A 19,376-nucleotide genomic window follows, 5' to 3' on the forward strand; every position below is an offset into this window, starting at 1 on the left:
CAAATGGCGGCTCAGGCAGACAGAAAAGCGGCGGCGTCCAGCTCCAGCAGAATCGGCTGACGGATGTGGGCCTGGCTGGCAAGTACCTCGCGCAACTGCTCAAGGCTGCTTATGGCGATGTGGGCGACGTGGCAGGACTTGGCCAACGCGGCAAAGTCCGGTGGCAGGATGTCCACGCCCAATGGGGGAATATCGCGGTTGGTCATGTAGTCGCGGATTTCGGCATAGCAGTGGTTGTTCCACAGCACCACGATCACCCCCAACTCTGCTTCACGGGCAGCGATCAGTTCGGCACTGGAGAACTGCACGCCGCCATCGCCGACCACCGCCACCACGGGACGATCGGGCGCGGCGAGCTTGGCGCCGATGGCCGCCGGCAAGCCGTAACCCAAAGTGCCAAAGCCGGTGCCGGCGTTGAACCAGCTGTTGGCTTGCGGGGCGCGATAACCCAGCGCGCCCTGATACACCGGCTGGGTCGAATCGCCGACCACGATCGGCGCGGGCAGACTGTCGCGCAGGGTGTCGAGCATCTGCTGCATGACGTTCTGCTTGCTGCTCCAGCCGGACCGTTCGGCAGCGTTGACCTGTGCCACACGCTGATAGGCCCAGTCGCTGGCGGCGGCTTCAGGCACTGCCGCCAGGAGCGCTTGCAGCCCTTGCCCGGCATCGCCCAGCAAGCCCACGTCGGCGCGAGCCGCCCCCAATATCTGCAAGGGATCGATGTCCAGGCGAATCAGCGGCGCATTGAGTGACAGCGGGCCCAGACCAAAGAAGTCGTAATCGGTTTCCCCCAATTCGGTACCGACTGCCAATACCACGTCGGCTTCGGCAAACAGTGCACGGCCATGAGCCGACGACTGCACCCCGTCGAGCAACAGCGGGTGCTCCGGCGCAAGCAGGCCACGGGCATTGGTGGTGAGAGCGACCGGCGCCTGCAACTTTTCCGCCAGTGCCTGCACCAGCGGGCCTGCGCCTCGGGCGCCGCCACCGGCGAGGATCAACGGCTTGCGCGCCGTCGCCAGCAGCTTCACCGCCGCCGCAATATTCGCGGCAGCCGGCGCCGGGGCTTGCGGCAAGCTACGTGGGCGCAGGTCGAGGTTGTCGGCCGGCATTTCCAGCACGTCCAACGGAATTTCGATGTGCACTGGACGCGGGCGGGCACAACCGAACAGCGCGAAGGCACGGGCAAGCACTTCCGGCAATTCCTCGGGCCGCTGCAAGGTATGGCTGAAGGCGCAGACCCCGGCAACCACTGCACGCTGGTCGGGCATTTCATGCAGGTAGCCATGGCCCAGGCGTTGATGTTCGCGGCGGCTGGTGGTGGAAATCACCAACATCGGCACCGAGTCGGCGTAGGCCTGGCCCATGGCGGTGAGGATGTTTGTCATCCCGGGGCCGGTAATGATGAAGCATACGCCAGGCTTGCCGCTGGCCCGGGCGTAGCCGTCCGCCATGAAGCCTGCACCCTGTTCGTGACGCGGACTGATGTGGCGCAGAGAACTGCCGTGCAGCCCGCGATAAAGCTCGACCGTGTGCACACCGGGAATGCCGAACACCGACTCCACGCCGTAGCCTTCAAGTAACCGGACGAGCGCCTGGGCACAACTGGTCATGCGAGCACCTCTTTATTCTTATTGGGAATGCCAGGCTCACAGAGACCTGAACCGAGGGCCCTAGTATTGGTGACGAAACGATTACATCAATCGAAATAAATTTGCGTCACTGTCAAATTTTATTGAACGGTCTTATGGCACATTTCGGCGTGTCGCTGCCGGTCAATGGATCATTTTGCTCACCTGTGACGGGTAAATTATTCGATTGATGGGGCCACTCATTTTCATAAAGATGAAACCCTCGGCACTTGCCCCTCTGTCTCAAGGAACGCTTTATGCGCGTCGAGCATCAGCCCCTGTTGACCCGCAACCCCTGTACCCAGCGGCACCTGATCAGCTTCCATTACGGCCGGCCGGGACGCGCCGACAAGGTTTATCTGCAAGCCAGCCTGCACGCCGACGAATTGCCCGGCATGCTGGCACTGCATCACCTGCGTGGAATGCTCGACAGTGCCGAGGCTCGCGGACAGATTCTCGGGGAGATCGTGCTGGTCCCCATCGCCAATCCGATTGGCCTCGAACAGACCTTGATGCACGACGCGATGGGGCGTTTCGATTTCAACAGCGGTGAGAATTTCAATCGCCGGTATCCTGATTTGGCCGAGACAATCAGAGATCGGCTGGCCCATGAGCTGACCGGGGATGCCGATGAAAACCGGCAGATCATTCGGCGCGCCATGGCCAGTGCCCTGAAACAGATCCGCCCGAGCAGCGAGATCGACTCGATGCGCCAGGCACAATTGCTGCTGGCCCACGACGCCGACTTCGTCCTCGACCTGCATTGCGATGCCCAGGCCGTGGTTCACCTGTACGGAGAAACGCCCTGTTGGTCGCAGATCGAACCGCTGGCACGCTACATCGGCGCACAGGCCAGCCTGCTGGCCAGCGGTACGGGCGCCGGTTCGTTTGACGAGGCTTGCGGTCAACCCTGGTGGCGCCTGGCCGAAGCGTTTGCCGGGCGCTTTCCGATCCCTTCCGGCTGCGTCGCCGCTACCGTCGAGTTACGCGGTGAAGCGGATGTCGATCATGCATTGGCCCGCGTCGATGCCGCCGCCCTCTACGCCTTCCTGCAACACCGGGGCATCCTCGCCGGCACACCGCCGCCGATGCCCGCCCTGCTCCAGCCCGCAACGCCCTTCGACGGCTCGCTGACCTTGCGCGCCCCCTGCGCCGGGCTCGTGGTATTCCTGCACAAACCCGGCGCGTGGATCGAGCGTGATGAACCGGTGGTGCACGTCATAGACCCCATCACTGGCGCTACGCAGGTTGTATGCAGCTCCATCCGTGGCGTGATGTACATGCGCAGTGCGATTCGCTTTGCGGCGGCGGGGGTTGAATTGTGCAAAGTGGCCGGGGCTACGGCACTCGAAGGCGGCGTAATGGTTTCGGCGTGATGGTGCCGCGGTCACAGGCCAGCCTGGACCGCGGCCATCGGCCACTGAGGGGTGTCAGTTGCGAACCGTCGGTAATGCCGACAACGCCCGCTCCCAGATCTGCCAGGTGCGCAGCCAGACCATCGCCTGCCAATCGGCGTCGGCGGGATAGAACTGCTCAAGCAGATTCAGCTTGATCTCGCGCCCCGTTGCGTCATTCGGGTTGCCGTGCAGATGCAGCCAGTGATCATCGCGCAGATGACGGTGAACGTCCGGTCCCGGATAAGTCCCGCACTCAATGACAAACGGCATCAGGCGCACCTGCGGCAGTGCATTGATCAGCGCCTGCGAGGTGTAGCCGGTGGCCGTTGCCGCCACACCGGTTTCGCTGACGGTGTCGGCGCCGGTTTGCAGGCTGTAGAGCCACGGGCCATAAATCGCCTGCGCATCCGACAACGCCGGATAGGCGGACTCGGTGATGGTCAACAACATCGGATGACCGTACTCGCCAGCGCCGGTGTGCAAGTCGAAACACATGGCGACCTCGGCATGGGCCACGTGCGTTTGCACGATCTTGTGCAATGTACGGTTCGACCAGCTCGGCGCCAGCCCGCCGAAAAACAGGCCATCGGGATGAGCATGCTGACCGCCCTCGACAATCGACATGACTGCCGGCCAGCCGTGCAGGTGAATCTGCTCGTCGAGCAAGGCATCGGCACGATCACGATCCGGGCCGTGCAGCTGCGGGCAGGCATAGATTTCATGCAGGGCGTTGTAGGCCTGGTTGTCTGGCAGCGGTCGCTGGAAATCCAGGTGATTGCGGTTCAGATCGATGTTGTCTTCGTTGACCCGGCGCAACCACGCCATGCCCCAGGGGTTGATGGCATGGATCATGACCACGGCGACATCCGTTGGCAGGCAGCGCTTGCCCAACTCCTGCAGCCATTTGATCTGGCAGCCCGAACCATAGAAGCCTTCGACCCCGTGAGTGCCGCTCAACGCGATCAGCAGCCGCTTGGCGCCCGGATCACCCAGCACCGCCACATCGGTGCTCAGGGGTTCGCCGAACGGCCCTTTGAGCGGGTGTGGATACTCCGTCAGCGTTGCGCCTGCCGTGGTCGCCGCGGCCAGGAATTGTTCACGCTGGGTGCGATAGCTGGAATGGGTGGGGAACTCGGTTTGCATGTCTGCCTCTTGTTGATTTACCGGCCTGCCTGTTGGCAACGACCCTACAGAAAATTCCGCCATTGATGAAGGACAAAAACATCGGTGCCGCCGGACCCGGTTTGCGTCCCTCCCGGTCGGCCGATAAAGTCCACTGATCGTAGATCCAACGGACGGAGTACCCCACGTGTTCTCAACCTACCCTTTGCGCCGCTATCGCCTGCCAGCCCTGGTTCTGCTCGCCAGCGCCTTGACCCTTACCGCGTGCAACAACGCTTCGGTGCCGACGCTGCCACTCGCACCGGAAAGCGCTTCGGGCTTTCGCACCGACCTGAAAACTCAACACGCCGAGAAATACATGGCAGCGGCGGCCAACCCGCTGGCGGCCGAAGCCGGGCGGGAGATGCTGCGCCGGGGCGGCTCGGCCATCGACGCGGCGATTGCGATGCAAGCGGTGTTGACGCTGGTTGAGCCACAGTCTTCGGGCATCGGTGGCGGCGCATTGATCGTACTCTGGGATGGTAAGGCCGTGCGCACCTACGACGGGCGTGAAACCGCCCCGGCCGGCGCCACCGAGAAGCTTTTCCTGCAACCCAACGGACAACCGATGGGGTTCACCCAGGCGCAGATCGGAGGCCGCTCGGTGGGCACGCCCGGCGTATTGCGCGCCCTGGAACTGGCCCATCAAAAACACGGACGCCTGCCTTGGGCGCAGCTGTTTGAACCGGCCATCCGGCTCGCCGAGCAAGGTTTTGCCATTTCACCTCGATTGCACCAGTTGATCGCTGCGGATTCGTCCATGCCGCGCTCACCGGAAATGATGGCTTACTTTCGCAATGCCGATGGCAGCCCAAAAGCCGTCGGCACAAACCTGAAGAACCCGGCCCTGGCCGCCGTGTTCAAACGCATCGCCCATGAAGGCCCGGATGCCCTGTACAAAGGCCCGGTCGCCGAGGAAATTGCGACCAAGGTTCAGGGTCACACCAACCCCGGCAGCCTGTCCCTGACCGACCTCGCCAACTACCAGGCCAAGGAGCGCGCGCCGCTGTGCACCGACTACAAGCGCTGGCAAGTTTGCGGCATGCCGCCGCCGTCATCGGGCGGGATCGCCGTGGCGCAGATCCTCGGCACGCTGCAAGCCCTGGAGACTCGCGACAAGCGCATGGCGCTGGCACCGCTGAAACCGGTCAAGACCACCGCCTCGGCCGGTATCGAACCCGACCCGCAAGCCGTGCACCTGATCTCTGAAGCCGAACGCCTGGCCTACGCCGACCGCGCTCAGTACGTCGCCGATTCCGACTTTGTACCCGTGCCGGTCAAGGGCCTGGTCGACCCGGCCTACCTCGCCAGCCGCGCCGCCCTGATTGGCGAACGCAGCATGGGCACGGCCAAACCCGGCACTCCGCCGGGCATCCGGGTGGCCTATGCGCCAGACCGTTCGCCGCTGCGGATTTCCACCTCGCAGGTGGTGGCCGTCGATGACGCCGGCGGTGCCGTGTCGATGACCACTACCATCGAATCGGCGTTTGGCTCGCACATCATGGTTCAGGGTTTCATGCTCAACAACGAGATGACCGACTTCTCGTTCATCCCCGAGGAAAACGGGCAAAAAGTCGCCAACCGCGTCGAGCCCGGCAAACGCCCGCGCTCCTCCATGGCCCCGACCCTGATCTTCGACCGCCAGAGCGGCGAATTCCTCGCCACCGTCGGCTCCCCCGGCGGCTCGCAAATCATCGAATACGTGGCCAAATCCACCATCGGCCTGCTCGACTGGAACCTCGATGCGCAAGCCGCCATCAACCTGCCCAACTTCGGCAGCCGCAACGGCCCCACCGAACTGGAACTGGGCCAGTTCAGCCCGATGCTGATTCAGGCGCTGAAAGACAAAGGGCACAGCGTGAGCGAGATCGACATGACCAGCGGCACCCAGGCGATTGTTCGGGTCAAGGACGCCCAAGGCAAAGCGTCGCTGACAGGCGGGGCCGATCCGCGGCGTGAGGGGCAAGCGTTGGGGGATTGAGTCGTACGCGGCGTTTTTTTATGCCTTTGAATCAAAAGATCGCAGCCTGCGGCAGCTCCTACAGGGAAACGCATTCCAATGTAGGAGCTGCCGCAGGCTGCGATCTTTTGATCTTTGCTATTAGGCCGTCAACGAATAGATCAACGCCGTAATCGCCACCAGGCCCACCGCCGTCGCTCCCGGTCGTTCAAGCCTAACGTTGCAATGCAATGAGAAAGGGCTTACCGGTGGGTAGGCCCTTTGTTTATGAGCAAGTCGCTATCGACTGATCTTCAACCCCTGCCGAACCTGGTGCTTCTCCAGCGCCAGCTCGATCAGTCGCGTCACCAGTTCGCTGTAGGTCATGCCGGTGGCCTGCCACAGTTTCGGGTACATGCTGATGCGGGTGAAGCCGGGCAGCGAGTTGATTTCGTTGATCAGCACTTCACCGGAGTCGGTCAGGAACACGTCGACTCGGGCCAGGCCGGAACAGCCCAGGACCTGGAACGCTTCGACGGCCAGGGCGCGAATGCGCTCGCTGGCCTCGACGCTGATGTTGGCCGGCACCACCACTTCAGCCGCCGTGTCGTCGATGTACTTGCTGTCGTAGGAATAGAACCCGCTGCGCACCACGATCTCGCCGCAGCCACTGGCAATGGCGTCTTCATTGCCGAGCACCGCGCATTCAATCTCGCGGCCGCTGACGGCAGATTCGATCAACACCTTGGTATCGAAACTCAAGGCCAGTTCCACCGCTGCACTGTACTCGGCCTCGTTGGTGACCTTGCTCACACCCACGGAAGAGCCCTGGTTGGCCGGTTTGACGAACAGCGGCAAACCCAACTTGCCCCGCACCTCGGCAAACCCGGTGCGCGCCGCCATGGCGCGGGTCAATGTCACGAACGGCGTCACGGCCAGGCCGGCATCGCGCAGCAGGCGCTTGCTGATGTCCTTGTCCATGCACACGGCCGAGCCGAGCACATCGGAGCCGACAAACGGCAGATCGGCCATGCGCAGCAAGCCTTGCAGGCAACCGTCTTCTCCGAGGGTGCCGTGGACAATCGGGAAGATCACATCGACGTGACCGAGCATTTCCTGGCTGGAGGTTTCCACCAATTGCTGACTGGCTTTGCCCGGTACCACGGCCAGTTCGCGATTGGACTGATTGAGGGCGATCAGCGCCGGGTTTTCCTGGTTCAGCAAAAAGTTGGAGGGGTCGTTGAGGTGCCAGTGGCCTTGTTTGTCGATGCCGATCAACACCGGCTCGAAGCGTGAGCGATCCAGCGCATCGACGATGTTTTTCGCCGATTGCAACGACACCTCATGCTCGGCCGAACGGCCTCCGAAAATGATCCCCACGCGCAACTTGCTCATGACCTGGCCTCATACTGAAAAATAAACAACGACCTGTAGCGAATGCGCCCCACAGTGCAGTATTTGCCCTTGGTTTTCTAGCGGGCAAACCGCCATCCGATCAGAAGACAGCGAACCGTTGGCTGAGATACCGTATTGCGCATCAAACTCAAGACGATCATCACCATGGCCAAGCGTCCGCCTAGCAATGACTGGTTCCTTCGCGCGCCCGATGTCGGCGGGCTGCAGCGTTTCGAGGCGTTTTTTGCCAGCCATGGCTATGATCTGCACCGCCACGACACCTATGCCATCGGTCATACCCTGGCCGGGGTGCAGAGCTTTCAGTATCGCGGCGGCTGGCGTCACAGCCTGCCGGGCGCAACGATCGTACTGCACCCGGACGAAGCCCACGATGGCGAGGCCGGCACCGAGTCCGGTTTCCAGTACCGGATGATGTACATCGAACCGGCGCTGATCCAGCAGATGCTCGGTGGGCAAGCGCTGCCATTCATCAAGACCGGGCTATCGAACGATCCCCGCCTGTTCGCCGCCACGGGCGCGTTGCTGCGCAGCCTGGATTGCCCGCTCGATCCACTGGAAGAACAGGACGCGCTGTTCGATCTGGCGCAAGCCATGAGCACGGTTTCCGCCGCGGCGGGCAAACGCTCGGGTTTCGATTACGTGGCCGCGCAGCGTGCGCGGGAATACATCCACGGCGCCCTGGATCGCACCGTGACCCTGGATGAACTGGCGCAGCACAGCGGTCGGGATCGCTGGAGCCTGTCCCGGGATTTTCGCCTGTTGTTCGGCACCAGCCCCTACCGCTATCTGACCATGCGGCGCCTGGACCTGGTCCGTGCGCTGCTGATCCAGGGTCAGAGCCTGGTCAGCGCCGCGCTGATCGCAGGCTTCACCGACCAGAGCCACATGACCCGGCAATTCGGCAAGACCTACGGCCTGTCACCGGCCCGCTGGATCAACATGCAGCGCCGTTGAGCCACGCACAATCGTACAAGAAGCGCGTTGAGTCGCTGGCTATCGTGGGTTCACCAACCACCGCGAGAGCTGTTTCATGAATGCTTACGAAAGCCTGAACTTCGCTGAAAAAATCAGCCGGATCGATTCCCACTGGTCGCCCCGGGTCATCGCCGAAATGAACAACTACCAGTTCAAGGTGGTGAAGTTGCTGGGGGACTTTATCTGGCACGACCACCTCGATACCGACGAAACCTTCATCGTGCTCGAAGGCCGGTTGCGCATCGATTTTCGCGATGGTCACGTGCTGGTGAACGCCGGGGAAATGTACGTGGTACCCAAAGGCGTCGAGCACAAGCCTTGTGCCGAGCAGGAGGTAAAACTCCTGCTGATCGAACCCAAGGGCGTGCTCAATACCGGCAGCGAAGGTGGTGAGCGCACGGCCGAGAATGATGTGTGGATTTGAGCGCTGACCGACTCAAGCCTGCAAGGTCTTGCCGTCCACCGGCTCGCCAATGGTCAGGAAGTGCCCGCCCGCCACGTGGTGCAAGGTGCGCAAGGCATCTTGCCCTTTGAAGTGCCAGCGGCCTTCGCTGAACACACGTTCGTCTGCCTGGGCGGCAATCACTTCGGCCAGGAACAGATCGTACTGCTGGTGGTTGTTCGGCTCCGGCAACAGGCGACACTCCAGCCAGGCCACACAGCCTTCGAGCATCGGCGCATCGACCGACTCGCCGGTGAACGTCTGCAGGTCGTAGGTCTCAAACTTGTCGCGCCCCTGGCCCCGGGTCAATTCCAGGCCGGAGGTCGAACCGACGGTTTGCACAATGTCGGCCTGGGCGGCGCAGGGAACATTCAGCACAAAGGTGCCCGAGGCTTCCAGCAACTGGCGAGTCCAGGTGGACTTGTCCAGCACCACGGCAATTTTCGGGGGGTCGAAGTCCAGCGGCATGGCCCAGGCTGCCGCCATGATGTTGCGCTGGCCATCGTGGGCTGCGCTGACCAGCACGGTCGGGCCATGATTGAGCAGACGATAGGCCTTGGACAAGGGAACCGGACGGCGGAGGGAAGCGCTCATGGAAGTCTGCTCCTGGGGGAAAAGAGCCGATTGTAGCGCCCACGTAACCCTGTGGGAGCGGGCTTGCTCGCGAAGGTGTCAGTTCAGTCACAGTTGCGTTGAATGACACACCGCTTTCGTCGGAACGCCGCCCGGAGCAAGCCCTCTCCCACCAAGAGCGGATAGCAGGTCAGTTAGTGAGTTGATTGGCAAACTGCCCCACCGCATTGACCACTTTCTGCGCGCCGTCCTGGATCTCGACAATCACCGCCCCCGCTTCCGCCGCCAGCGCCAGGCCTTGCTCGGCCTGAAGCTTGCCGTCGGTCATCAGGGCCACGGCGTTGCGCGCCATGTCCTGGTTCTGCCGGACCACAAGGACGATTTCATCGGTGGCCTGGCTGGTGCGCGAAGCCAGTTGCCGGACCTCATCCGCTACCACGGCGAAGCCCCGCCCTTGCTCGCCCGCACGCGCCGCTTCGATGGCCGCGTTGAGCGCCAGCAGATTGGTCTGCTCGGCAATGCCGCTGATGGTTTTGACAATGGTACCGATCACCAGCGACTGCTCGTTCAGGGCTTCGATGCCATCACCGGCGGTTTGCATATGCCTGGCCAGGTCACGCATCACGTCCACGGCCTGGGTCACCACGGCATTACCGCGCTGGGCGCTTTGGTCGGTTTGCTGCGAGGTGCTGTAGGCGATGTTGGCGGCCTCAGCGACGGCTTGTTCCTGATTGACCTGGTCGGTAATCACCGTGGCGAACTTAACCACCTTGTAGAGATTATTGTTGGCATCGACCACCGGGTTGTAGGACGCCTCCAGCCAGACCGTACGACCATGGCTGTCGACCCGTTTGAAACGGTTGGCCACGAATTCACCCGCGTTCAGGCGACGCCAGAAGTCCTGGTACTCGGCACTGTTGTAATCCGCCGGCTCGCAGAACATGCGGTGATGTTTGCCCTTGATCTGCGCCAGGCTGTAACCCATGCCACTAAGGAAGCGGTCGTTGGCGCTCAGCACATTGCCATTGAGGTCGAATTCGATCACCGCCGTGGAGCGCACCAGCGCGCCGATCAGGTTCTCGTGTTCGCGGGAGGCCTCGATGGTGCGGGTCAGGTCGCTGGAGTAAATCGAAAAACACCTGATCCGCCCATCCGCCGAGCGCACCGGTTGCAGGATCGAACGCAGCCACGCCTCCTGGCCGGTACCGCGCAACAGGCGCACCGCGCCAGCGAAGTGCTCGCCACGGGTCAGCGCGTTTTTGAAACGCAGCTGGAATTCATCGGATTTCACGTGATCCGGGACCAGGTCGTCGATGTGCCGGCCAATCAGGTCGCCGCTCTTGTAATGCATTTCGCCAAGGAAGTTCTGATTGACCGACTGAACCCGTCCATCGCTGTCGAGGGTCAGCACCAGCATCTCGCTTTCCAGACTGTCCTTCACTTGCTGAAGGCTGGAGAGTTCTTCACGAAGAGCCGACAGCTCCTGCTTCAAGCGTTTATTGAACATGGGAAAGCACCGATGGACAGGGGTAGAAAGCGATATGCAGCCTAACCATCGGCCTTGGAAACATTTACTTAAGCGTGTTTCAGGCTTGCCCTGTAAAAATAGTTACTACGCACACAATCAATGCGCGCCAGCCGCAGAACAGCCTGCGACTCTCGGCATCCGCGCACCGAAATAAGCCGCGCTGCCCACGCCCACCGCGCCCATCACCGCACTGAACATCACGCAGATCCATGGACTCCACGGCATCAGGCCGATCAGCAAAAGCGGTGTGACACTCGCCCATGCGGCGTAGGCGATGTTGTAGGTAAAGGAAATGCCCGAGACGCGAATCCGCGCCGGGAACAGGCTGACCATCACCGATGGCACCGCGCCAACCACCCCGCAGGACAGCCCTGCCACGGCGTAGGCCAGGCCAACCCAGTCGCCGCCCATGATCAGGCAGGCATACAGCACGCCGATGCCCAGCGGCAGCAGCAGGCTATAGAACATCACCGTGCGCCAGGCGCCGATGCGGTCGACCAGCAGCCCGGCGAGCACGCAGCCGATGTTCAAGAACACGATGCCCAGTGCGCTCAAGGCGAAGGTATGGCTGGCGGTCATGCCAAAGGTTTTCTGCATCATGGTCGGGGTGATGACCACGAACACCACCACGGCCGAGGTCAGCACACAGGTGAGAATCATCGCTGGCAAAATGGCCAGGCGATGCTCGCGCAAGACCGTGCGCAGCGGCAGTTCGCCGGCCGCCTCCCGCTGTGTCTGCATGGCCATGAACACCGGGGTTTCGCTGAGCCAGCGACGCAGCCAGACGCCAATCACGCCAAACACGCCGCCCAGCAGGAAGGGGTAACGCCAGGCGTAATCGAGGATTTCCGTTGGAGTGAACGCTTGCGCCAGGAAGGTTGCGGTCAATGCACCGATCAAATAACCGAAGGTCAGCCCCGCCTGCAAGAACCCCAGGGCATAGCCGCGATGGCCGACGGGCGCGTGCTCGGCGACGAATACCCAGGCACTGGGCACCTCGCCGCCCACCGCCGCGCCCTGGAGGATGCGCAGGGCCAACAGCAGCAAGGGCGCGGAATAGCCGATTTGCGCGTAGGTCGGCATGATCCCGATCAGCAGGCAAGGTAACGCCATCATCAGGATGCTCAGGCTGAAGACTTTCTTGCGTCCCAGACGGTCGGCGAAATGCGCCATCAGGATGCCGCCCAGCGGTCGCGCCAGATACCCGGTGACGAAGATCCCGAAGCTTTGCAGCAGGCGCAGCCACTCGGGCATTTCCGGCGGGAAGAACAACTGGCTGAGGGTCAGGGCGAAAAACACGAAGATGATGAAATCGTAGATTTCCAGCGCCCCGCCGAGCGCGGCGAGCCCGAGGGTCTTGTAGTCCGAGCGGTTGAACGGCGTCGGGCGCGAATCGGTGTTGGCAGTCATGAAAAGAACTCTGGCACGGGCAAAAACCAAGGCGCCCATGGTCTACGTAAACGCACCGGCGGACAACCCGTTAGACCAAAGTCCCATAGCCACGAAACAGCCCCGCAAAAATCCTCCGCTTGAATTAATGTTGGCATCTGTCCAGACGGGCGGTTACCGCCCCGAAGACCACGACAAACATAAAAATCCGAGGTACCCCCGTGGCCGCTGATATCGAAGATAGCCGCTCCGCCCGCTTTGCCCTGCGCTGCTCAAGTTTTGCCGAACGCTGGTTTCCCGACTCCTGGGTGTTTGCGGCCCTGGCGGTGATTATCGTGGCCCTGGCCACCATGGCCATGGGTGCCAAGCCCACCGATGCCGCGATGGCGTTCGGTGACGGCTTCTGGAGCCTGATCCCTTTCACCATGCAAATGGCCTTTGTGGTGATCGGTGGCTACGTGGTCGCCAGTTCGCCACCGGCGGTGAAACTGATCGACCGACTGGCAAAACTCCCGAAAAACGGCCGCTCCGCCGTGGCCTGGGTCGCGCTGATTTCCATGGTCGCGTCGTTGCTGAACTGGGGTTTGTCCCTGGTGTTCGGCGGATTGCTGGTGCGCGCCCTGGCCCGCCGCACCGATCTGAAAATGGACTACCGCGCCGCCGGTGCCGCCGCCTATCTGGGACTTGGCGCGGTATGGGCCTTGGGCCTGTCGTCGTCCGCGGCACAGTTGCAGGCCAACCCAGCGAGCCTGCCACCGTCGATTCTGTCGATCACCGGGGTGATTCCGTTCACGCAGACGATCTTTCTATGGCAGTCCGGCGTGATGCTACTGGCCTTGATCGTCATTTCGCTGATCATTGCCTATGCCACCGCCCCTGGTCCGAACTCGGCGCGTGATGCCAAGGCCTGCGGCGTCGATCCGAGTTTCAACCTGCCGCCGCTGCAACCGCGCACCCGTCCCGGCGAATGGCTGGAGTACAGTCCGCTGCTGATGATCCTGCTGGTGCTGCTGGCCGGTGGCTGGCTATTCCACGAGTTCTCGACCAAACCGGCGATCAGCGCGATTTCCGGGCTGAACACCTACAACTTCCTGTTTATCATGCTCGGCGCCCTGCTGCACTGGCGCCCGCGCAGCTTCCTCGACGCCGTGTCCCGCGCGGTGCCGACTACCACGGGCGTGCTGATCCAGTTTCCGCTGTACGGTTCGATTGCCGCGCTGATGACCACGGTCAAAGGCGCCGACGCGCAGACCCTGGCGCACCACATCTCGACGTTCTTCGTCAGCATTGCTTCCCACGACACCTATGCGTTGCTGATGGGTGTGTACTCGGCGATCCTCGGCTTCTTCATTCCGTCCGGTGGTGGCAAGTGGATCATCGAAGCGCCGTACGTGATGCAGGTGGCCAATGACCTGAACTATCACCTGGGCTGGGCCGTACAGATCTACAACGCCGCCGAAGCCCTGCCCAACCTGATCAACCCGTTCTACATGCTGCCGCTGCTGGGCGTGCTCGGGTTGAAGGCACGGGACCTGATCGGCTTCTCGTTCGTGCAATTGCTGGTGCACACACCGCTGGTATTGTTGCTGCTCTGGGCGCTGGGGACGACGCTGGCCTATACGCCACCGGTGATGCCGTAAGCAAACGTCCAACTGCGTCACGATATGGCGCTTTGGCTGCCTGATCCCCGCAAGAATGTGACGGGGCTCAGGCAGAAACACTGTCGTTTCATGAGTTCTAACGAAAGCGACAGGTTGAAAGCCCCCTCTCCTACAAAACCTGTGGCGTTGTCCCACTCAATACAGGCGCAAGTCCTGACTCTTGCCGCCAGCAGTGTTGAATTAACCTGTCCCGGAGAATCAAACACCAAAACCCAAGGAAGACCCGATGACACCAATATCCAAAACATTGGAAGAGTTGATCAATGAAATTTACCAGGATGGCAACGTCTCGATAGCTGAGTACAAAGCTTTGCGAGACGATGCCGATCTCCGTATGAACGCGGTGGTGCAGGCGTTTGGTCAGCACAACAACGTGACGGCCTTTCAGAAAGCAGTGGATGTCACTATGCAACTCTTGCAAACCTCCGTTATCGATGCAAAAAAAGCCCGCCTGAACGACACCGGTGAAGCGATCGTCAGGGACGCGGTCACCGCACAAGTCGAATACCTGCGTGCCGGCAGCCAATTGGCACTGCGCCTTCTGTGATTGCCTGATATTTGAACCAGCCCGCAAAACACACGTTGCGGGCTGGATGCCATTGCTCCAAAAAAATGCCTGAGGCCTACTTTTTTGAGTCACTGAGTTGATCCAGTATGGTGTGTATCCGTAACGGGACCACGCTGAAAAGGATCTGAGCATGCTTAAACTCGCAGGACTTACCCTCGCAGCCCTCACCCTGAGTGCCACAGCCCATGCCGATATCAACCTGAAGCTGGGCAGTACCGAACGCGTTACCCGCCTCTTCGCCTATCCCAACAACTGCAACGTGATCTGCTTTCGCAACTGGACGCTAGAACAGACCGTCGAGCATTACCTGACCCAAAGCGTGCAGCGCGATGGCTACGGCGATGCGAAGGTTCTGGTCAAAACCGACAATGGTCAGCTCCATGCAGAAATCATCGGCGTGCCCGACGGCTATGACAAACCTTTGGCCGCGCTGCTCGACGCCGGTGACCTGGCCTATAACGGCGCCAGCAAACTGAATGCCGATGGCAAGTGGGCGTATAGCTGGTATCTGTTCCTGCCGCTGGGCATGGCCCTGGAAAACCGCAAGAGCGTTGAGCTGCTGCACTTCCCGCCAGACTATTCGCTGACCCAGGCCCAGGATTACCTGAGGTCCGCCACCACGGATCGCTGGGCCACGCTGCTGACCGCCAACGGCATTCCGGCCGGGCAGACGCCGGGCTACCAGACAATCATCGACATCGCCCCGATTGCCGCGCCGTCCAACGCGGGCAAGGACCTCGAAGGCGTCTACGGCTACTTCAAGGATTACCAGAGCACCATGGTCAAGGAAGTCAGCCTGAACGCCAGCGGCGCAGCGCTGCCGATGGTCGCCTTCGGCACACCGGTGCGTAACTGGATCAAAGAGCAATACGGGCAGACAGTGAACGTGTTGAGCCTGGTGCAGATCACTCCGGACAACGGCGTGAAAGTCCCCGTATTGGGCTCCAACCACCCGAGCTACATTTGGTATGCCGCCGATCCGGCAAACTACACCGGCAGTGACGCCCAGGCCAAGGCCGATGCGGCAGGCCTGAAAGTCATGGGGCAGGATCTGAGTGCTGCGTGCTGGCAGGCCACCATGGGCCGCCAACCGGACAGCAATCCAGACCTTGAACTCAATACCTGCCGGCAAACCTGGCAAGTGGCCCAGAAAGAAAAAACCTGTGAGCTGTTCTACACCTCGATCCGCAACCTGTCGCCCCAGCAGGCTGCGGGTAAATGCGCGACAGCTTCGATCGTGACCCAGCTCAAGCAGCTCAAGGCCCCGGCGCCAGTCACGGCGAAGCCTGCTCCGCCGTTTTAACCCGATGAACGGCGGCCAGATCTGTCACTTATGACAGTAGACCGCCCGTTATAACTGCGAGAGGCTTGGGCTGAACTCATGTGCTGCTGTGCCAACAGGACCGTCGGCGCAAGGAAGTCGCAGCACCCAGCAGACAGGGATCGTTATGAAAGCTCACGCCCCTCGACGAAAAAACCCACAACCGCCGCAAGGTGTTTACCCCTTTTCGGAGCTACCCGTTCGCCTGGGATTTCCTTCCCTGGCCGACTTCGAAATCATTGAAAACGCCAAGGGCGAAGCCACGGCTATTGCCGCACGGCGTGAATTCCCGCGAATCACTCGTCTCTGCCGGGCATCAGGGCACTTGCTGCCCTATCGCTGCCGGCATACCCGCCAGCTCGCCCCGGGTGTGCACGTCTACGACCCGCGTTTCTGCGGACTGTTGCGACACTCCTGCGACCCCAATGTCTTTCTGGACTTGAGCGAGTTGTGGTTATGGGCGCTGAAGGACATCAACAAGGGCGACTGGCTGACCATGGACTTCGCCGCCAGCGAAGACAAACTGCAACGCCAGTTCGCCTGCCAGTGCGGCTCATACGAGTGCCGTGGCTGGATCACAGGCTATGATGAAGAGCCGAACGCCGACGGCCAGCTGTTTTTGCAGCAGTGGCGTCGGCGAAGCCTGTATTGAAAGGTTTTACAGAGGTTCGAACGGACGCAGGCGGTACTGCGGCGGCAGTTGCTCGAATCCGCTGATGGTCGCGTTCAGGCTCTTCCAGCGGCCATCCTTGATGCCGTAGATGCAGCCGTGGATCGACAGGCTCTGCCCGCGGTGCCAGGCGTTTTGCACAATGCTGGTATGCCCGACGTTCGCGACTTGCTGGATCACGTTCAGTTCGCAGAGGCGGTCGACGCGCTCCTCTTCGGTGGCGTATTTGGCCAGTTCTTCACGTTTTTCATAATAGAGATCGCGAATCGAACGCAGCCAGCCGTCGATCAGGCCGAACTGGCGGTCCTGCATCGAAGCGCGCACACCGCCACAGCCATAGTGGCCGGTGACGAGAATGTGTTTGACCTTGAGCACATCGACCGCGTACTGAATCACCGACAGGCAGTTAAGGTCGGTGTGCAGCACGACGTTGGCCACATTACGGTGTACGAACAGATCGCCCGGCAGCATGCCGACGATCTCATTGGCCGGCACACGGGCGTCGGAACAACCGATCCACAGGAACTCCGGGGTCTGTTGGCGAGCCAGCTTGGCGAAGAAGTCAGGATCTTCCTCCTTGATCGCAGCGGCCCAACGCTCGTTGTTATCAATCAGATCTTGTAATTCGTTCATGCTTTGAAGCCTCAAGAATGATGCGCAGCTTTGACTGACAACCGTCCGTCGGGGTCACGCGCGAAATGCAGATGCTCTCCTGATCCGGAACACGGGGCTCCATGCCGGTGGAATTCTCGGCAGCCAAGTAGGTCAACCGTAGTAAGGCCTACAGTATGAGGAATTACCATGAATGATTCACGACGTCCGTACGATGCGGTGCAGCCGGAACCCGTCGATGACAACGAAGACCGCATGGGCTCGGTGCGTGAGCTGGATTTCGACACCGAAGAACCCAGCGCCAGAATCGGTGACGAACTGCCGGAAAAGGAGCGCGAGCAACAGATGCCGCGCCAGCGCGGACGTGAAGCGGGCCTGACCGGTGCCTCGACCGGTGACCATCAACCTACCGACGACGACCTGAGCCCGGAAACCCTGATCCGTGAAGACGGCGCCCGGGATGCCCATGAGGCGGGCAATGATAGCCGCGCGGATTGGGACCTGAGCATCGTCGATGAGGACGATATTGGCGGTGGCAATGGTCTGGATGAGGCGGAACTGGCGCGGCGCGACCCTCTCGACAAAAAACGTTGAGCTCTACGGACATCCGTAGGAGCTGCCGAAGGCTGCGATCCTTTGATCCTTGAAAAGTTCGCAGCCTTCGGCAGCTCCTACAAGCTCAATCCACCAAAGTGCAGGCCATGACCACCGCATCTTCGCGCCCGCCCACCGCCGGGTAGTAATCCCGACGCCGGCCGATCTCGTTGAAACCATAACGCTCATACAGCTTGAACGCCGCGGTATTGCTGTCGCGCACTTCCAGGAAACACTCCCGGGCGTCGGCCTTGTAGGCAATCGACATCAAATGCTCAAGCAATGTCAGCCCCAGGCCACGGCCCTGGTTTTCCGGCTTGACCGTGATGTTCAGCAGGTGCGCCTCGTCGAGGATGATCTGCACCACACCGTGGCCGACCTGTTGCTGACCTTCGAACATCAGCCAGATCTGATACTTGCCCAAGCCATCGAGGAAAATCCCGCGGGTCCAGGGATGGCTATAGGCCGCGTATTCGACTTTCAGTACGGTTTCCAGGTCCGCCTCGGTCATCGGGCGAAACGATACAGCGTTACTCATTCGATTCTTTCCAGCGCGCCATCAGCCGACGCATGGCTTGCCAGACATCAGCCTTACGCTGTGGCTCTTCCATTAATAATTCCAGGCCCGGTACCGCCCAGGCCGAGCCCAGGCCTTCGATCTGCAACTCGTGATTGAACGCCTCGGCATCCGCTTCGCCGGCAAATCGCACCGCAGGCAGGCCGATCAGCCACAAGCAGGCGCAGGGCGTTTCTTCCATGCGCACCGAGAGAAAACCCTGCACGAAGTCGCGGGCCGCTTCCGGGCCCTGATCCATCGTGCCACGCACCAGCAGCGGCCAACGCACCGGCTCACCGACGATCTGCGGGCTGTCCGGCAGACCGGCGGCGCGCAGCATGTCTTTGAGCAGCAGATAGGCAGGATCGCGAGTCTGGAAGGATTCACCTGTGGGTAACTCCACCAGCAGCAGGCAACGCCCGGCCCGCAGCAATTGCAGGGCGAAACGCGGCGGCGGCACGACCGGCGCCTTGATCACGACCGCTGCCTCTTCGGCCTCTTCCACCGGTTTGGCCCCGGTGCGCGTGCTCGCCAGCGATGGTCGCGGTACCTCGATCTTCACCCGCTCGGCCGGCTTGGCCACAGGCGCCACGGGCGTCTGAGCCACAACTGCGGGCACGACAGGCGCGACCACAACCGGCTCGGGGATCTCCTCCAGCAGCTCGGGCCGCGACGGCGCGGCAAAGGGCAATTCGGTGCGCGGCAGCCAGTTGACCACCTGCATGGCGGCCAGATAAGCGCGACGACGGGACTCGATAAGCAAAGGTCGGCCACTTGTGGATAACTAAAGTGCGCTGATTCTACCGCCGTTCGCTCAAGATCGCCCGCAGTTGATCGATGCACATTACCGAAAAGAAGGCGACAGCCTGTCCCGAGATTGAATCGGATTGCCCCCGATGCAGTACAATCGCGGCTTTTAATCGCCAACCAGCCGGCCATTCCG

Annotated in this window: 18 protein-coding genes and 1 pseudogene; 9 read left to right on the forward strand and 10 right to left on the reverse strand. The window is 61.4% G+C overall.

The features are described 5' to 3' along the window. Positions 1-11: 11 nt before the first annotated feature. Positions 12-1,613, reverse strand: a complete 1,602-nt coding sequence (locus tag ACMDB8_RS23365) for a 5-guanidino-2-oxopentanoate decarboxylase (RefSeq protein WP_223540956.1) — start codon at positions 1,611-1,613, stop codon at positions 12-14. A gap of 275 nt (positions 1,614-1,888) precedes the next feature. Here ACMDB8_RS23365 and ACMDB8_RS23370 point away from each other — a divergent pair, with 275 nt between their 5' ends. Then, positions 1,889-3,007: a succinylglutamate desuccinylase/aspartoacylase family protein gene (locus ACMDB8_RS23370; RefSeq protein ID WP_409078424.1), complete on the forward strand. Its 1,119-nt coding sequence runs from the start codon at positions 1,889-1,891 to the stop codon at positions 3,005-3,007. A gap of 54 nt (positions 3,008-3,061) precedes the next feature. Here ACMDB8_RS23370 and ACMDB8_RS23375 read toward each other — a convergent pair whose 3' ends face one another. Beyond that, complete coding sequence (locus tag ACMDB8_RS23375) at positions 3,062-4,171, reverse strand: DUF2817 domain-containing protein (protein ID WP_056726294.1); 1,110 nt, start codon at positions 4,169-4,171, stop codon at positions 3,062-3,064. Between the two features lie 166 nt (positions 4,172-4,337). On the opposite strand from ACMDB8_RS23375, the gene ggt reads away from it, so the two are divergent. Then, the gene (gene ggt, locus ACMDB8_RS23380; RefSeq protein ID WP_409078425.1) at positions 4,338-6,170 is read left to right on the forward strand and encodes a gamma-glutamyltransferase; all 1,833 of its coding nucleotides are present in this window, start codon (positions 4,338-4,340) and stop codon (positions 6,168-6,170) included. Positions 6,171-6,428: 258 nt separating this feature from the next. On the opposite strand, the gene ddlA is transcribed toward ggt, so the two are convergent. After that, a complete protein-coding gene (gene ddlA / locus ACMDB8_RS23385; protein ID WP_056726296.1) occupies positions 6,429-7,523 on the reverse strand; it encodes a D-alanine--D-alanine ligase in 1,095 nt (364 codons plus the stop codon). 165 nt (positions 7,524-7,688) lie between these two features. On the opposite strand from ddlA, the gene ACMDB8_RS23390 reads away from it, so the two are divergent. Further along, entirely contained in the window at positions 7,689-8,498 is an 810-nt protein-coding gene (locus tag ACMDB8_RS23390; RefSeq protein ID WP_056726336.1) for an AraC family transcriptional regulator, read from the forward strand. A 76-nt stretch (positions 8,499-8,574) separates the two neighbouring features. Then, positions 8,575-8,943 carry a cupin domain-containing protein gene (locus ACMDB8_RS23395; protein ID WP_056726297.1) on the forward strand — a complete coding sequence of 123 codons (369 nt, stop codon included), beginning with the start codon at positions 8,575-8,577 and terminating at the stop codon, positions 8,941-8,943. A 12-nt stretch (positions 8,944-8,955) separates the two neighbouring features. Here the strand turns inward: ACMDB8_RS23395 and ACMDB8_RS23400 are convergent, their stop codons facing one another. From ACMDB8_RS23400 to ACMDB8_RS23415, 4 genes and pseudogenes are all read right to left on the reverse strand, one after another. Next, complete coding sequence (locus tag ACMDB8_RS23400) at positions 8,956-9,555, reverse strand: flavin reductase family protein (protein WP_409078426.1); 600 nt, start codon at positions 9,553-9,555, stop codon at positions 8,956-8,958. A 169-nt stretch (positions 9,556-9,724) separates the two neighbouring features. Then, a complete protein-coding gene (locus tag ACMDB8_RS23405) occupies positions 9,725-10,333 on the reverse strand; it encodes a methyl-accepting chemotaxis protein (RefSeq protein ID WP_236709753.1) in 609 nt (202 codons plus the stop codon). Next, a pseudogene (locus ACMDB8_RS23410) lies at positions 10,313-11,041 on the reverse strand (PAS domain-containing protein); the annotation flags it as partial. The gene ACMDB8_RS23405 and the pseudogene ACMDB8_RS23410, both read right to left, overlap by 21 nt. A 117-nt stretch (positions 11,042-11,158) precedes the next feature. Continuing rightward, positions 11,159-12,472, reverse strand: a complete 1,314-nt coding sequence (locus ACMDB8_RS23415; protein WP_409078427.1) for an MFS transporter — start codon at positions 12,470-12,472, stop codon at positions 11,159-11,161. Between the two features lie 200 nt (positions 12,473-12,672). Here ACMDB8_RS23415 and ACMDB8_RS23420 point away from each other — a divergent pair, with 200 nt between their 5' ends. The 4 genes from ACMDB8_RS23420 (at position 12,673) to ACMDB8_RS23435 (ending at position 16,653) form a co-directional block, all read left to right on the forward strand. Next, positions 12,673-14,091: a short-chain fatty acid transporter gene (locus ACMDB8_RS23420; RefSeq protein ID WP_056726301.1), complete on the forward strand. Its 1,419-nt coding sequence runs from the start codon at positions 12,673-12,675 to the stop codon at positions 14,089-14,091. Between the two features lie 247 nt (positions 14,092-14,338). After that, positions 14,339-14,659 (forward strand): hypothetical protein, encoded by a 321-nt coding sequence (locus ACMDB8_RS23425; protein ID WP_056726302.1) that lies wholly within the window; start codon positions 14,339-14,341, stop codon positions 14,657-14,659. 151 nt (positions 14,660-14,810) lie between these two features. After that, a complete protein-coding gene (locus tag ACMDB8_RS23430; protein ID WP_056726303.1) occupies positions 14,811-15,983 on the forward strand; it encodes a hypothetical protein in 1,173 nt (390 codons plus the stop codon). Between the two features lie 145 nt (positions 15,984-16,128). Next, the gene (locus ACMDB8_RS23435; RefSeq protein WP_056726304.1) at positions 16,129-16,653 is read left to right on the forward strand and encodes an SET domain-containing protein; all 525 of its coding nucleotides are present in this window, start codon (positions 16,129-16,131) and stop codon (positions 16,651-16,653) included. A 6-nt stretch (positions 16,654-16,659) separates the two neighbouring features. Here the strand turns inward: ACMDB8_RS23435 and can are convergent, their stop codons facing one another. Next, on the reverse strand, positions 16,660-17,304 hold the full coding sequence (gene can / locus ACMDB8_RS23440) for a carbonate dehydratase (protein ID WP_008046121.1): 645 nt from the start codon (positions 17,302-17,304) through the stop codon (positions 16,660-16,662). Between the two features lie 168 nt (positions 17,305-17,472). Between can and ACMDB8_RS23445 the strand changes: the two genes are divergently transcribed. Further along, positions 17,473-17,877, forward strand: a complete 405-nt coding sequence (locus ACMDB8_RS23445) for a hypothetical protein (protein ID WP_056726305.1) — start codon at positions 17,473-17,475, stop codon at positions 17,875-17,877. An 85-nt stretch (positions 17,878-17,962) separates the two neighbouring features. Here ACMDB8_RS23445 and rimI read toward each other — a convergent pair whose 3' ends face one another. Next, complete coding sequence (gene rimI / locus ACMDB8_RS23450) at positions 17,963-18,415, reverse strand: ribosomal protein S18-alanine N-acetyltransferase (protein WP_056726306.1); 453 nt, start codon at positions 18,413-18,415, stop codon at positions 17,963-17,965. Next, a complete protein-coding gene (locus ACMDB8_RS23455) occupies positions 18,408-19,157 on the reverse strand; it encodes a hypothetical protein (RefSeq protein ID WP_056726307.1) in 750 nt (249 codons plus the stop codon). Before ACMDB8_RS23455 ends, rimI begins: the two co-directional genes overlap by 8 nt. Between the last annotated feature and the right edge of the window lie 219 nt (positions 19,158-19,376).

Origin of the sequence: Pseudomonas monachiensis, assembly GCF_047345015.1 — a bacterium.
GTDB lineage: Bacteria > Pseudomonadota > Gammaproteobacteria > Pseudomonadales > Pseudomonadaceae > Aquipseudomonas > Aquipseudomonas monachiensis.

Excerpts from the sequence above, each read along its gene's own strand:
- ACMDB8_RS23365 (WP_223540956.1), bottom strand. The coding sequence starts at position 1,613 with ATGACCAGTTGTGCCCAGGCGCTCGTCCGGTTACTTGAAGGCTACGGC.
- ACMDB8_RS23370 (WP_409078424.1), top strand. The coding sequence starts at position 1,889 with ATGCGCGTCGAGCATCAGCCCCTGTTGACCCGCAACCCCTGTACCCAG.
- ACMDB8_RS23375 (WP_056726294.1), bottom strand. The coding sequence starts at position 4,171 with ATGCAAACCGAGTTCCCCACCCATTCCAGCTATCGCACCCAGCGTGAA.
- ddlA (WP_056726296.1), bottom strand. The coding sequence starts at position 7,523 with ATGAGCAAGTTGCGCGTGGGGATCATTTTCGGAGGCCGTTCGGCCGAG.
- ACMDB8_RS23390 (WP_056726336.1), top strand. The coding sequence starts at position 7,689 with ATGGCCAAGCGTCCGCCTAGCAATGACTGGTTCCTTCGCGCGCCCGAT.
- ACMDB8_RS23395 (WP_056726297.1), top strand. The coding sequence starts at position 8,575 with ATGAATGCTTACGAAAGCCTGAACTTCGCTGAAAAAATCAGCCGGATC.
- ACMDB8_RS23400 (WP_409078426.1), bottom strand. The coding sequence starts at position 9,555 with ATGAGCGCTTCCCTCCGCCGTCCGGTTCCCTTGTCCAAGGCCTATCGT.
- ACMDB8_RS23415 (WP_409078427.1), bottom strand. The coding sequence starts at position 12,472 with ATGACTGCCAACACCGATTCGCGCCCGACGCCGTTCAACCGCTCGGAC.
- ACMDB8_RS23425 (WP_056726302.1), top strand. The coding sequence starts at position 14,339 with ATGACACCAATATCCAAAACATTGGAAGAGTTGATCAATGAAATTTAC.
- ACMDB8_RS23430 (WP_056726303.1), top strand. The coding sequence starts at position 14,811 with ATGCTTAAACTCGCAGGACTTACCCTCGCAGCCCTCACCCTGAGTGCC.
- ACMDB8_RS23435 (WP_056726304.1), top strand. The coding sequence starts at position 16,129 with ATGAAAGCTCACGCCCCTCGACGAAAAAACCCACAACCGCCGCAAGGT.
- can (WP_008046121.1), bottom strand. The coding sequence starts at position 17,304 with ATGAACGAATTACAAGATCTGATTGATAACAACGAGCGTTGGGCCGCT.
- ACMDB8_RS23445 (WP_056726305.1), top strand. The coding sequence starts at position 17,473 with ATGAATGATTCACGACGTCCGTACGATGCGGTGCAGCCGGAACCCGTC.
- rimI (WP_056726306.1), bottom strand. The coding sequence starts at position 18,415 with ATGAGTAACGCTGTATCGTTTCGCCCGATGACCGAGGCGGACCTGGAA.
- ACMDB8_RS23455 (WP_056726307.1), bottom strand. The coding sequence starts at position 19,157 with ATGCAGGTGGTCAACTGGCTGCCGCGCACCGAATTGCCCTTTGCCGCG.